At 74.3% G+C, this 12631-nt stretch carries 10 protein-coding genes and 2 pseudogenes; 7 read left to right on the top strand and 5 right to left on the bottom strand.

Features of this window, described 5'->3' with window-relative positions:
* Positions 1–136: 136 nt before the first annotated feature.
* The 5 genes from AC559T_RS31455 (at position 137) to AC559T_RS31435 (ending at position 4291) form a co-directional block, all read left to right on the top strand.
* Entirely contained in the window at positions 137–457 is a 321-nt protein-coding gene (locus tag AC559T_RS31455; protein ID WP_018504616.1) for a helix-turn-helix domain-containing protein, read from the top strand.
* Between the two features lie 131 nt (positions 458–588).
* Positions 589–1056, top strand: a complete 468-nt coding sequence (locus AC559T_RS31450; protein WP_020458838.1) for a Dps family protein — start codon at positions 589–591, stop codon at positions 1054–1056.
* Positions 1057–1308: 252 nt separating this feature from the next.
* Positions 1309–2232 carry a PspA/IM30 family protein gene (locus tag AC559T_RS31445; protein WP_498871017.1) on the top strand — a complete coding sequence of 308 codons (924 nt, stop codon included), beginning with the start codon at positions 1309–1311 and terminating at the stop codon, positions 2230–2232.
* Between the two features lie 212 nt (positions 2233–2444).
* Positions 2445–3308 carry a phage shock envelope stress response protein PspM gene (gene pspM / locus AC559T_RS31440; RefSeq protein WP_498871016.1) on the top strand — a complete coding sequence of 288 codons (864 nt, stop codon included), beginning with the start codon at positions 2445–2447 and terminating at the stop codon, positions 3306–3308.
* Positions 3309–3718: 410 nt separating this feature from the next.
* Positions 3719–4291, top strand: coding sequence for an RNA polymerase sigma factor (locus tag AC559T_RS31435; RefSeq protein WP_020458841.1), 573 nt, complete (start codon positions 3719–3721; stop codon positions 4289–4291).
* On the opposite strand, the gene AC559T_RS31430 is transcribed toward AC559T_RS31435, so the two are convergent.
* From AC559T_RS31430 to AC559T_RS31410, 5 genes and pseudogenes are all read right to left on the bottom strand, one after another.
* Positions 4248–4928: a formamidopyrimidine-DNA glycosylase gene (locus AC559T_RS31430; RefSeq protein WP_498871066.1), complete on the bottom strand. Its 681-nt coding sequence runs from the start codon at positions 4926–4928 to the stop codon at positions 4248–4250. The two genes, AC559T_RS31435 and AC559T_RS31430, sit on opposite strands and share 44 nt — an antisense overlap.
* The gene (locus AC559T_RS31425) at positions 4820–5134 is read right to left on the bottom strand and encodes a hypothetical protein (RefSeq protein WP_498871071.1); all 315 of its coding nucleotides are present in this window, start codon (positions 5132–5134) and stop codon (positions 4820–4822) included. The genes AC559T_RS31430 and AC559T_RS31425 overlap by 109 nt, the downstream gene beginning before the upstream one ends.
* Positions 5135–5184: 50 nt before the next feature.
* Positions 5185–5310: pseudogene (locus AC559T_RS31420) on the bottom strand (Fpg/Nei family DNA glycosylase); the annotation flags it as partial.
* A gap of 155 nt (positions 5311–5465) precedes the next feature.
* Positions 5466–6854: an MFS transporter gene (locus tag AC559T_RS31415; RefSeq protein WP_112105497.1), complete on the bottom strand. Its 1389-nt coding sequence runs from the start codon at positions 6852–6854 to the stop codon at positions 5466–5468.
* Complete coding sequence (locus AC559T_RS31410; RefSeq protein WP_498871065.1) at positions 6851–11731, bottom strand: ATP-dependent helicase; 4881 nt, start codon at positions 11729–11731, stop codon at positions 6851–6853. Before AC559T_RS31410 ends, AC559T_RS31415 begins: the two co-directional genes overlap by 4 nt.
* Positions 11732–11927: 196 nt before the next feature.
* Between AC559T_RS31410 and AC559T_RS31405 the strand changes: the two genes are divergently transcribed.
* Entirely contained in the window at positions 11928–12122 is a 195-nt protein-coding gene (locus AC559T_RS31405) for a DUF3046 domain-containing protein (protein ID WP_071060334.1), read from the top strand.
* 335 nt (positions 12123–12457) lie between these two features.
* Positions 12458–12631 (top strand): annotated as a pseudogene (locus AC559T_RS31400) (recombinase RecA); the annotation flags it as partial.

Below are 12631 nucleotides of genomic sequence, written 5' to 3'. Positions count from 1 at the left end.
GCGACCGATCGGCCGGGTGGTGGCGCCGATCCCCGTTTGGGGGTGCTTACAGCGTTACAGTCCTATCAACGATGCCCCGGAGGGGCGCCCGGCGGGTATACGGTGAACGCAGCCCGTGGACGAAGGAGGAGGCTCGATGGTCCTGCTCCGACGCGTGATCGGCGAGGCGTTGCGCCGCCGCCGACAGGATCAGCACCGGACACTGCGGGAGGTGTCGTCGGCGGCGAGAGTGTCGCTCGGCTACCTCTCGGAGGTCGAACGCGGCCAGAAGGAGGCGAGCTCGGAACTGCTCGCGTCCATCTGTGACGCGTTGGGAGTACGGCTGGCGGACCTTCTTCGCGAGGTCAGTGACGACCTGGAGCTCGCCGAGCTGGCAGCGAGCGCGCCGACACCGGTCGGTGGCCCGTCCGCCGTGGTCGTGCCGGCCCGCCCGGCGGTGGTCGACCGCGCCGCCTGAGCCGGGTCGCCTGAGTTCGGTCGCCTGAGGTCGGTCGGTTCTGCCACGCGGGCTGAGCCTGACCGGCGTACGGATCTTCTCTGCGGGCACGCCTTTCGCGGACGTGCCCGAGCTCCAGAGAGAGGATCATCATGAGCGCCATCCGCAGTCCGCTGTCAGACGAGGCGCGCACGGTCACCGGCGAGGCTCTCCAGGGCGCCGTCGTCGACCTGGTCGATCTGTCGCTGTTGGGCAAGCAGCTCCACTGGAACGTGATCGGCCGCAACTTCCGCACGGTGCACCGCCAGCTCGACGCCGTGGTCGACCTGGCCCGGCGCTACACCGACATGTGTGCCGAACGCGCCGCGGCGATCGGGGTGAACCCCGACGGCCAGGCCAGCACCGTGGCCCGCAGCAGTCACCTGCACGGCGTCGAGCCCGGCTACATCGGTGACGAGAAGGCGATCCGGCTGATCACGGACGTCCTCGCCGGGATGATCACCAGGATGCGCACCCGGATGGACCTCACCGCCCAGCCGGATCCGGTGACCCAGGACCTGTTCATCGATGTGGTCCGCGACCTCGAGGAACAGCACTGGATGTTCCAGGCGATGGTCTAGGTACCCCGGCCCGCCTCGACCCGGCCCGGCCATGCTCCGGACTGTCGCCTCGGTGTGCCGCCGCGCGGGCCGGGGCGGCGGGCCGTCCCGGGTCGTCCCGGGTGGTTCCGGCGGCGGTGATCGGGTCATCCGGCTGGAGTCGGGGCGAATCGGGTGCGGCGTCGGGAATCGGACAGCTCTCGGCACGGCCCGGGCGCGGAACGAGGCCGTTGGCGGCTCACCAGATCGGTCTCGCCGTGGGACGATCGAGGTATGGCGAATGTCGTCCGCAAGGCCCTCCGCTACCTGTCAAAGCGGGCTGAGATCGAACTGGAGAACCGCGCGGATCCGCGGGTCCAGATCGACCAGGCCATCGAGGCGGCACGCCAACAGCACGAGAAGCTCGTCTCGCAGGCCGCGCTCGTCGTGGGGAACCAGCGTGAGATCGAGATGAAGATGGCCCGCCAGGTCGAGGAGGTCACCAACCTCACCGAGTCGGCCCGCTCCGCCCTGATGCTCGCGGACAATGCCCGCGCCGCGGGCGATCTGGCCACGGCGGTCCAGTACGAGCAGACCGCGCAGGCGTTCGCCAGCAAGCTGATCGCCTCCGAGACGGCGCTGGAGGATCTGAAGGTCCTCCACGAGCAGGCCGCGGCGTCGGCCGCGCAGGCCCGCGTGGCGGTCGAGGACAACACCGCCCGCATGCACCGCCAGCTCGCCGAGCGGACCCGCCTGCTCACCCAGATCGAGCACGCCGCCATGCACGAGCAGATGAGCAAGGCGATGGAGGGGATGTCATCGCTGCCCCCGGCCGGTGACACGCCGACGCTGGCGGAGGTGCGGGACAAGGTCGAGAAGCGCTACGCCGTGGCGCTCGGCCGCCAGGAGCTCGCCTCGCAGGGCATGGAGGCCAGGATGCTCGAGGTGCGGCGCGCGACCATGGACGCGCAGGCCGCCGGGCGCCTCGCCGAGCTGCGGGGAAGCATGGCCGGCGGCCGCGGGGCCGGCGCGCCCGGGCAGACGGGCCGGCCCGCGATGCCGCCCATGCCGCCCACACCGGGCATCTCCGCCGGCCGGGTGCCGGGTGGCACCGGCGACGAGCGTCTGTCGTTGGGTAAGGCAGCGGGCGACTCCGCGCCGTCGCAGGGCGGCGGCACACCGCCCGCGTCCGGTACCCAGGAGGCTCCGCCGGCCTGAGCCGGTGATGATGACCGTTGGGCCGTGGTGACTGCGGGAGGCTGTCGATGACCGACGCGGGCGCCGACCCCACCGCCGTGGACCCCTCAGGCGGTGTGCCGCCGGGCCCTGCCGTGCCGACGGGTTCGGCCGTGCCGACGGGCTGGCAGGCCGGCCCGGAACCATCCGTATTTCCCGGGACTCCGGTTACGAACGGTGATTCCGGTCAAAGTGTGCGCGGGAACCAGTCGCATTGGCAGCGTAAAGGAAGAAATTCTTTTCACTTCGCTGATTCGGTCGACAGGGTCGCGCTCGAGGGTTATCGGATCCGCGCCACGGAACTCGCCGCGGCGGTCACACCGGCGTTGCCCGACTGGATCAGGGCTGACGTCGAACGCCGGTCGCTGGAAAGGTCGGAGCGCCGTTTCGGGCGCGCCACCCGGCGCGCGCGGCGACGCGCCACCTTTTCCGCGCAGGCCTGGACGGCCGCCGCCGCCGCGTCACCTGCGGCGGCCTTCATCGACCACGCATGGGGATGGTTCGTCTTCGGGGGAGCGGCGCTCGTCCGGGCAGGCCTGTCCTATCGGGAGCTGCGGGCATTCCGCGACAGGGACGACGCGCTTCCCATGCCGGCCGTCCCCGCGCCGGGGGCGGTGGCGCTGCGCCGCTCGGCGGCCGCGCGTCCGCTGCGCCGGGGGGAGGCGGGGCTGGCCGCGCTCGTCGCGCTCGCCCGGTCGGTGGAGGACCGCCCGCCCGCGGCCCCGGTGCGCACGGCGGTGGCGGGCGCCGTTCGGCTGGTGGACGGCCTGCGGGTGAGTGCCGGGCAGGTCCTGGCCTGCGAGTCCGCGGCGCGGGCAGTGGCGGATCCTGTGCGGCGCGCGAACATCCTGGCCACCTCGGCCCAGCTGCTCGACGGCATGAACCGCGCCGCCGACGCGCTGGACGGCCTGCTGGCCGCCGCGACCGAGATCGTCGGGACCGTCGCGGCGCCCGCGGCCGAGCTGCACCGGCTCACCGAGGACGTCGAGCGGCTGCGCGCCTACGCCGATGGGCTATCCGAACTGATGGGAACCACCGGGCGAGGCCGCCCGACCTGAACCGGCACGATCTTCTTAGGTGTCACATCGGGTTAACGTCCGGGCGGGGTCGGCATGCCATTCGGCCGGGTGCCGACCGGCCGTTGTGCCTGCCCCGCAGCGACTTTCCGCCGACCGGGTCAGATAAAGGTCATCCGCTTAAGTGCACAGTGACTATGCAGATTTACCTTCCCATTCGACCCGGTGTACACCCGGGTTAGCACCTTGGGGTGGGAGATGGGTTTGAATATGTGACGGGGGTTATGGCGCGCACGCTGCGATTGCCTTAATGTCCCACATGTCCGATCGGCGATTGTGGCGTCGGGTGACGAGGGGAGCGTCGTCCACGTTTTCATCGCCGCCGTGCGATAGCCAGACCGGCGGTCCCGGACGTCCGGATGGCATGACGCAGCCAGGCAGGTGGAAGTGCCATGACGCTAATTATTGGGGAAGAGAACGAGTCCCCGACCTCGCAGCCGGCCCGGCAGGCACCTCAGGCGGCACCTCTCGCTGCCGTCGACCAACCGTTCAGCGGTGACCGGTGGTCGCTCGTCCTGCCGCACCGCGAACGACTGGTGCACATTGCGCGCAGGCGGCTGCCCAGCACCGCCGACGCGGAGGACTGCGCGCAGGAGGCACTCGTGCGCGCGGCGGGGTTCCGTAACCTCGACAGCCACCGAGTCGGTCAGTTCCTGACCACAACCGTGCTCCGGCTGTGCGTTGATCATCACCGTGCGCGGATGCGCGCGGACCGTGCGATGGCCCGCAGCGTCGCGGCGCCCAGTGACCCCGGCCCCGAGGACTCGACCTGCGACCGTGCGGAGGCGCTCTGGTTGCTCGACCAGACCCGTCGCCTGCGCGGCCGCGAGCGGCAGATCATGATGGCCCGCGCCGCCGGCCGGACCACGCGACAGGCCGCCGACGACCTGTCCATCAGCGTGAAGGCCGCCGAAGGCGCGTTCACCCGGGGTCGTGCCCGCCTGCTGGCGGCCAGCCGGGTGTGACGTCCCGGCGGCGGGGGCCGACGTCCCACCGGCCGGCCGCGGCCCCCGGGACGGGGCCGGGCTGGCAGGTCGGGCACCACGCGGTGACCCGACCGTCCTGGACCGCACCGTCCTGGACCGCACCGTCCGGAACTGCACCGTCCGGAACTGCACCGTTCTGAACCTTGATGTCGACGGACCCGCCGACGTCGCGTGCGAGCCGGCCACCGTCACGCCGGCCGCCCACGCGCCGGTCGTGGTCACGCCGGGCACGGCTGTGGGACCCCTGATCACGGGGCCCGGCGGCGCGCGCCGGCGATCCGCGCCCGGGCGAACTCTGGGTGACCGTCCGCTGCTCCTGACGGCGGACGAGCGTGCCGCAGCGCCGACAGGGCCTGCCTGCGCGCCCATACACCCAATGCTGTTCGCCCGGGCGGGCGGACCCGGTAGTCACCTGGTGCCCGCCCCGTGCCCCGGCCCTGATCATCGCCTGGGCGCGGCGGACCAGTCCTTCAAGATCGTTCACCTCGCCGGCCGGGGTCCACGGGCTCACTCCGGCGAGGAAGCACGCCTCCGTCCGCCAGATGTTGCCCAGACCGGCCAGCAGCCGTTGGTCGAGCAGCGCTGAGCCGATCTCCCGGGTCGGCTCGGCGCGCAGGTTGGCGACGGCGCGGTCGAGGTCCCAGTCGTCGCCGAGGACGTCCGGGCCAGGTGCCCGACGACCCGGTTCTCCTGCGCGGTCGGCAGGATCTCGACGACCGGCAGCCGGTAGCCGACGGCCACCTGCTCCGCGGTGACCAGCACCACCCGGACCTGCCAGGCCGGCCCCCGGACCAGCGCGAGCCGGGCCGGTAGAGGTGCCACGATCCCTCCACCCGGAAGTGGGTGTGCAGGGTGAGGCCGCCCTCGACTCGGGTCAGGAGGTGCTTGCCGCGTGGGCGGACGGTGATGATCCGCCGCCCGCTCAGGTCGGCGGTCGCCAGCGACGGCACCCGGAAGTCCGAGCGCAGCAGCACCCGGCCGGCGAGCGCGGTATCCATCTGCCACGCCGCCAGCCAGACCGTGTCACCTTCGGGCACATCCCCATGGTGCCCACGACCCGGCCCTGTCGACCTGCCAGGACGCGGTCCGTGTCCGTGCACGGGTGCAGTCAGAGCACGGCCAGTCCGGACGCGGATCGTCAGGACACAGATCGTCAGGACACAGTGGGGAACGTCCTGGACGGAGCCCGGCGGATGACGGTGGCGCCCAGCACGGCGACGACCGCGGTCAGGGCGAAGACCACACCCAGCCCGGCTGAGGGTGTCCCGGTGGAGGCTTCGCTGGCCGCGACGGCCACTCCGCCAAGACCTGTCCCGAACGCCGTTCCGAGGTTGTCCGAGAGGGTCACCGAGCTGGACGCCGTGCCGTGCCGCTCCGGCGGCGTCTCGGCGAGGACCAGGCTCACCACCGGCGAATACGCCAGGCCCATCCCGAGCCCGGCGAGCCCCCAGCAGGCGATCGGCACCGCCAGCGGTACGCCGTCCACCAGGACCAGGGCGAAGCCCGCCGTGCCGGCCGCCACCAGGAGCAGGCCGGAGCGGATCAGCTCCCGCCCCGGGTAGCGCCCGGCCAGCCGCGCCTGCGTCCAGGAGCCTGTTGTCCAGGTCACGGTCGCGACGGTGACCGCGGTGCCGGCGACCGTCGTGGACTGCCCGCGCGCCGCCGTGACGGCCAGCGGGACGAAGGTGTCGGCGCCGAAGAAGGCGAAGGTCAGCAGCCCGCGGGCGGCCACCGCCGCCGCGATGCCGGGACGTGCGCGCAGCGTTCCCTCCGGGAGCAGGACGCGCAGCGGCCGGTAGGCGAGCAGCCCCCCGGCGAGAACCGGCGCGATCCCCAGCGGCGACCGGCTCGTCAGCCCGGCCAGGATGAGGCCGGCACCGACGCTCACCCTGATCGCGGCGACGAAACGCCGCGCCGCCCCGCCGGTGGGCGCGGTCGGCGGCGGCCCCAGCCCGCCCAGCGCGCGGACCGTGATCGCCCCGGCCGCCAGCACCAGCGGGAGCAGCCCGCCGAAGACCCACCGCCAGCCGGCGTGCTCGGCGACGAGCGCCGAGGTCACCGGCCCGACCAGCCCGGGCACCACCCAGGCGGTGGACGTCACCGCGAACATCCTGGGCCGCTGCGACTCCGGGTAGGCACGCCCGATCGTCGCGTACAGCACGGCGGGTACCGCGCCGCCGCCGAGGCCCTGCAGGATGCGGCCGGCCACCAGGATCTCCATGGTCGGCGCGAGGGCGGCCACGGCTAAGCCGGCGGCGAACAGCGACAGCCCGACGGTGAACGGGCGCACCGCGCCGACGCGGTCCGTCTCCGCCCCGGCGATCACCACCCCGACGAGCAGACCGAGGAAGAACCCGCTGGTCGTCCAGCCGTACAGGGACAGTCCGGACAGGTCGGCGGCGACCTCCGGCAGCACGGTGACGACCGCCATCGCCTCGAAGGCGATCAGTGTGACGGTGCTGACGAGGCCGATCGTCAGGCCGCGCAGGCTCGGGTCCCACGGGGTGGGTACGCGGCCGGGCTCCTCCCGCGCCGTGGTCACCCCCGAAGCCGTAGGCCGCGGGGGGTCGGGTGGAACCCCGCCCACTCCAGGGCCGCGCCGAGCCCGCTGCCGACCACCGCGGCGCCGTCGGCCTTCTCCACGGCCAGCCGGCCGAGGGACCCGGCGCGGACCGCCCCGGCCAGGGCACCCACCGCCGGGCCGAGCAGGCCCGGCGCGTCCGACCACGACAACAGGGTGCGGCCGCCTCGTTCGACGTAGAGGACGAGCTCGCCGTCGACCAGGACGACCAGCGCGCCGGCCTTGCGCCCCGGACGGTGGCCCGAGCCCTCGCCGTCGGCTGCCGGGCGCTTGGGCCACGGCAGCGCGGCACCGTAGGGATTCGCCGGGTCACTGGCCGCGAGCACGACCGCCGCTGCGGCGCCGGTGTCCCCGCGGCGGGCGCCGTAGCCTGGCGGACCCCCGGACCCGGCGGCCGGGAACCGCTCCGCCGCCGCGGCCCCGCCCAGTCGCGCCGCCGCGGCATGGCCCGACCCCAGACCCGGGGTGCCCAGGCTCTGGGCGCCGAGACCGGAGGCGCTGAAGCCAGAGACGCCGAGACCAGAGGCGACCAGGTCGGGGGCGGACCAGGCGGGCTGGTCGGCGGCGTCGCGCTGCGCCCCGGCGATCGCGCGGAGCCGGTCGACCGCGCCGGGGACGGCGAACTGCGCGGCCCCCAGCGACTCGACGAAGTAGCCGCGGCGGCACCGCCCGGCGTCCTCGAACGCCGACAGCACCCGGTACACCGCCGCGAATCCGCCTGGCGTGCGCTCGGCGGTGACCGCGCCGCGGGTGACGATGCCGTGCCGGTCCAGGAGGGACTCGGCCAGCGCGTGCGCCCGTCGGGTCGGGTCGGGTTCCCGCTCCGGCAGCAGCGACCACCGGCCGCCGACGGTGGGCGGGCCGGCCCGGCGCGGCATGGTCGGCCGGCCGAACCGCGCCGGCCGGCCGCGCGCCGAGCGCCGGCGCGGCGGCACCGGATGCGCGGGATGCGCCGGACGCCCGGCGCCGAGCTGGACGCGCAGGGCGGCAAGGGTGTCGTTGGTGACCAGACCGGCCCACACCAGATCCCACAGCGCGTCCGCCAGGGCCGTGTCGTCGAGCGCGCCGACCCGGTCGGAGAGGGTCCGGAAGAACAGCGCCTGGTCGCCGGCGAGGGCGTCGAGGATCGCGCGGTGCAGGTCGCCGCCGGCGGCGTCCAGGTCGGGCGGGGGCAGCAGCTCCCCGGCGGAGTCGGCCAGCACGAGGGTGACCCAACCGTCGTTGCCGGGCAGGCCGCCGGCCCCGGCCCACAGCACCTCGCCGGTCGCGCACAGCTCGTCCAGCATCGCCGATGAGTAGTCGCTGACCCGGGCGGGCAGGACGAGCTGCTCCAGCGCGCTCGCCGGCACCGGGGCGCCCTGGAGCTGCTCCACGGCGCGCAGCACGCCGTCCACACCGTGCCCGCGGCCTGTCGTCACCGACTGCCAGGCGGGCAGGAACGCGCCCATCGCCCGGGTGGGGACGGCCTCCACCTCCTTGCGTAGCGCCGCCAGGCTGCGGCGGCGCAGCGCGCGCAGCACCCCCGCGTCGCACCACTGCTCGCCCGCGCGGTCGGGGTGGAGTTCGCCGCGTACCAGCCGCCCGGTCGCGGTGAGCCGCTCGAGGGCCCCGACGACCACCGCCACCCCGAGCCCGAAACGGGCGGCGACGGCGGCCGGCTCGAACGGGCCGTGGGTGCGGGCGAAGCGGGAGACCAGGTCGCCGAGCGGATCGCGGACCGGCTCGGTGAACGCCGCCGGCACTCCCACCGGCAGCGGAACACCGAGCGCGTCGCGCAGGCGGCCGGCGTCCTCGACCGGGGCCCAGCGCGCCTCGCCGCCGATCCGCACCCGGATCACCCGCCCGGCGTCCGCCAGCGCCGCCAGCCAGGACGGCGCCACCCCCCGCGCCCCGGCCTCCTCGTCCGTCAGGTCGCCGAGGGCGCGCAGCAGGTCGGCGGTGGACTCGACGTCGTGGGCGTGCCGGTCGGGCACCAGCCGCTGGAGCTCGGCGGTGATCCGCTCCAGCGCCCCGGGATCGATGAGCTCGCGCAGCTCGGCCTCACCGAGCAGCTCGGCGAGGAGCGAGCTGTCCAGGGAGAGGACCTGGGCGCGCCGTTCGGCCAGCGGCGCGTCGCCGTCGTACATGAACGCGGCGACATAGCCGAACAGCAGCGACGAGGCGAACGGGGACGGGGACGGCGTCTCGACCTCGACCACCCGCAGCGAGCGGGCGCCGATGTCGCGCATCAGGCCCACCAGGGCCGGGACGTCGTAGACGTCCTGCAGGCATTCGCGCATCGTCTCGAGCACGACCGGGAAGTCGCCGAAGGTCGAGGCGACCGACAGCAGGTGCGCGCTGCGCTGGCGCTGCTGCCACAGCGGCGTGCGCCGCCCGGGAGTACGGCGGGGCAGCAGCAGCGAGCGGCTCGCGCACTCACGGAACCGGCTCGCGAACAGGGCGCTGCCGCCCACCTCGGCACGGACGAGCGCCTCGGTCTCCTCGGGCTCGAAGACGACCAGCTCGGCCTCGGGGGGCTCGGCGGCGTCGGGCACGCGGGCGACGATGCCGTCGTCGGTGTGCATGATCTGGACCTCCGCGCCGTAGCGCTCCCGCAGCCGGGCGCCGATCGCCAGCGCCCAGGGGGCGTTCACCGGCGCGCCGAACGGCGAGTGGACGGCCAGGCGCCAGTCGCCCAGCTCGTCGCGGAACCGCTCCACGACGATGCGACGGTCGTCGGAGAGATGCCCGGCGGCGGCGCGCTGTTCGTCCAGGTAGGTCAGCAGGTTCGCGGTCGCCCAGGTGTCCAGCCCGGCGGCCCGCACCCGGTCGGCGGCGTCCCGCGGGCTCGCCGCGGACAGCTCCCGCAGGAACGAGCCGAGCGCGCGGCCGAGCTCGGCAGGCCGGCCCGGCGCGTCACCGTGCCAGAACGGCAGCCGACCGGGCCGGCCCGGCGCCGGGGTCACCAACACCCGGTCGGGGGTGATCTCCTCGATCCGCCAGCTCGACGAGCCGAGCAGGACGACGTCGCCGACCCGGGACTCGTAGACCATCTCCTCGTCGAGCTCGCCGACGCGGCTGGCCTTCTCACCGACGAGGAAGACCCCGAACATGCCGCGGTCGGGGATCGTCCCGCCGCTGGTCACGGCGAGCCGCTGGGCGCCCGGCCGGCCCGCGAGGACCCCGGTCGCCCGGTCCCAGGTGATGCGCGGGCGCAGCTCGGCGAAGTCGTCGGACGGATAGCGCCCGGCCAGCATGTCCAGCACGGCCTCGTAGGCGGAGGCGGGCAGGGTGGCGAACGACGCCGCGCGGCGGACCAGCGCGCCCAGCTCGTCCACCTCGCGGTCCTCGACCGCCACCATCGCGACGATCTGCTGGGCCAGCACGTCGAGCGGGTTGCGCGGGTAGCGCACGGCCTCGATGCGCCCGTCGCTCATCCGCTCGGCCACGACCGCGCACTCCAGCAGGTCGGAGCGGTGCTTGGGCAGCACCACCCCCCGGCTGGCCGCGCCGACCTGGTGGCCGGCCCGGCCGATCCGCTGCATGCCGGCCGCCACGCTGGGCGGCGACTCGATCTGCACGACCAGATCGACCGCGCCCATGTCGATACCCAGCTCGAGGCTGGACGTGGCGACCACCGCGGGCAGCCGCCCGGCCTTGAGGTCCTCCTCGATCAGCATGCGCTGCTCACGGCTGACGCTGCCGTGGTGCGCCCGCGCCACCTCGACCCCGGCCGGCGACACGGCCGAACCGGCGACCCCCATGATCTCCGCGGGGGCGCGGGAGCCCGCGGGGCCGGCGCGCTCGCCGCTCTCCCACCCGTCGGACTCCCAGCCGCCGGTCTCCCGACCATCGGGGTCGCCCGTGGCGCCCGTGGCGTCCGCGGTGGCGAGACGGTCGGCGTACAACTCGTTCAGCCGCGCGCACAGCCGCTCCGCCAGCCGCCGGGAGTTCGCGAACACGATCGTCGAGGAGTGGCCGAGGATCAGGTCGAGCACCTTCTCCTCGACCGCCGGCCAGATCGACGCCCGCGGCGCCGCCCCGGCGGCGGAGCCCTCCGGGACCGCGCCGGCCACCTCGCCGAGGTTCGCCATGTCCTCGACCGGGACCACGACGTCTATATGGAGGGTCTTCGCCGCCGGCGGGCGCACCACGGTGACCGGCCGCGGCCCGCCGAGGAACCGGGCCACCTCGTCGACCGGGCGCACCGTCGCGGACAGGCCGACCCGCTGGGCGGGGACGTCCAACAGGTCGTCGAGGCGCTCGAGGCTGAGCGCGAGGTGGGCGCCGCGCTTGGTGCCCGCCACCGCGTGCACCTCGTCCACGATCACCGTCTCCACGCCGCGCAGCGCCTCCCGCGCGGCGCTGGTGAGGATCAGGAACAGCGACTCCGGCGTGGTGATCAAAATGTCCGGCGGGGTGCGGCCGAACGCCCGGCGCTCGGCCGCCGGGGTGTCACCGGAGCGGACACCCACGGACACGTCCGGCACGGGCAGGCCGAGCCGGGTGGCGGCGGCCCGGATGCCGGTGAGTGGCGCGCGCAGGTTGCGCTCCACGTCGACCGCCAGCGCCTTGAGCGGGCTGACGTAGAGCACCCGGCAGCGGCGGGCCGGATCGGCCGGCGGCGCCGAGCGGGCCAACGAGTCCAGCGACCAGAGGAAGGCGGCGAGTGTCTTGCCCGACCCGGTCGGAGCGACGACCAGGGCGCTTTCCCCACCGGCGACGGCTGCCCACGCGCCGGCCTGGGCCGGAGTCGGCGCCGCGAAGGAGGACGCGAACCATTCCCTGGTCGGGGCCGAGAAGGCGGCGAGTGGGTCCGATGCGGTCACGTGCACCAGTCTGCGTCCTACCCCCGACACAACTCGGCCCACCGACAGAACTTGCCCGCTCCGCGGTTCCCGTGGGACGTCGCGTGCCCGCGCCCGGCGTGACGGTGCCTGCGCCCGGCATCACGGTGGCGGGGCGTCGTGGGGCGCCCGGCGCCTGGTGGCCGTGACCGGCACCGGTGCGTCCCGCGCCGGGAGGCCGGGCGGGAGGCCCGTGCACACTGGTCCCGTGCGACTGACCGAGTTCTGGGCGAACATGAACAAGCAGTTCGGCGCGGCGTACGCGGACTCACTGGCACGCGACCATGTGATCTCCGGGCTGGGCGGGGCGACCGTCGAACGGGCGCTGGGCCGGGGCGACGACCTCAAGCAGGTGTGGCGCGCCGTCTGCGACGAGTTCAACGTGCCGGCCCGCGATCGCTGACGCGGCGGCCCGCGCCGCCGCCAGGTTGGCGTCGGCAGGTCGTCGACCGGCTCGTTCGTCGACCGGCTCGTTCGGGCGGTGACGGTCGGCGCCGGACGGCGCGGCGCGGGGCCGAGCGGCCACCCGTGGTGTCAGGGGTATGCGCGCGGCGTGCCGGAACCACCCGTTCGGGTGGGCACCGGCGTGTCACTGTGGCTTCGAACGGATGTTCGGCTAGTGTTGTCCACATGCGCTCAGTTGTCCACAGAGGCCACCCGGCTATCGAAACTGTCGGACCCACCCCCTAGCGTCGGCTCGTGGCCAAGACTCGACGACCTCAGCCAGGAGTAACTCCAATGGCAGGACCCGACCGCGACAAGGCGTTGGAGAACGCTCTTGCGCAGATCGACAAGCAGTTCGGCAAGGGCTCGGTCATGCGGCTGGGTGACGACACCCGCCCGCCGATCCAGGCCATCCCGACCGGATCCATCGCGCTGGATGTCGCGCTCGGTATCGGGGGCCTCCCTCGC

The sequence above is a fragment of the Frankia sp. Hr75.2 genome (assembly GCF_949319125.1).
In the GTDB taxonomy this organism is placed as follows: Bacteria; Actinomycetota; Actinomycetes; order Frankiales; family Frankiaceae; genus Parafrankia; species Parafrankia soli.
Note: the sequence above shows the minus strand (reverse complement) of the source record. Positions and strands in the feature narration are given on the sequence as shown.

Bases quoted from the DNA above. Each gene is read 5' to 3' on its own strand.
- AC559T_RS31435 (WP_020458841.1), top strand. From the start codon at position 3,719: ATGACGCTAATTATTGGGGAAGAGAACGAGTCCCCGACCTCGCAGCCG.
- AC559T_RS31445 (WP_498871017.1), top strand. From the start codon at position 1,309: ATGGCGAATGTCGTCCGCAAGGCCCTCCGCTACCTGTCAAAGCGGGCT.
- AC559T_RS31455 (WP_018504616.1), top strand. From the start codon at position 137: ATGGTCCTGCTCCGACGCGTGATCGGCGAGGCGTTGCGCCGCCGCCGA.
- AC559T_RS31450 (WP_020458838.1), top strand. From the start codon at position 589: ATGAGCGCCATCCGCAGTCCGCTGTCAGACGAGGCGCGCACGGTCACC.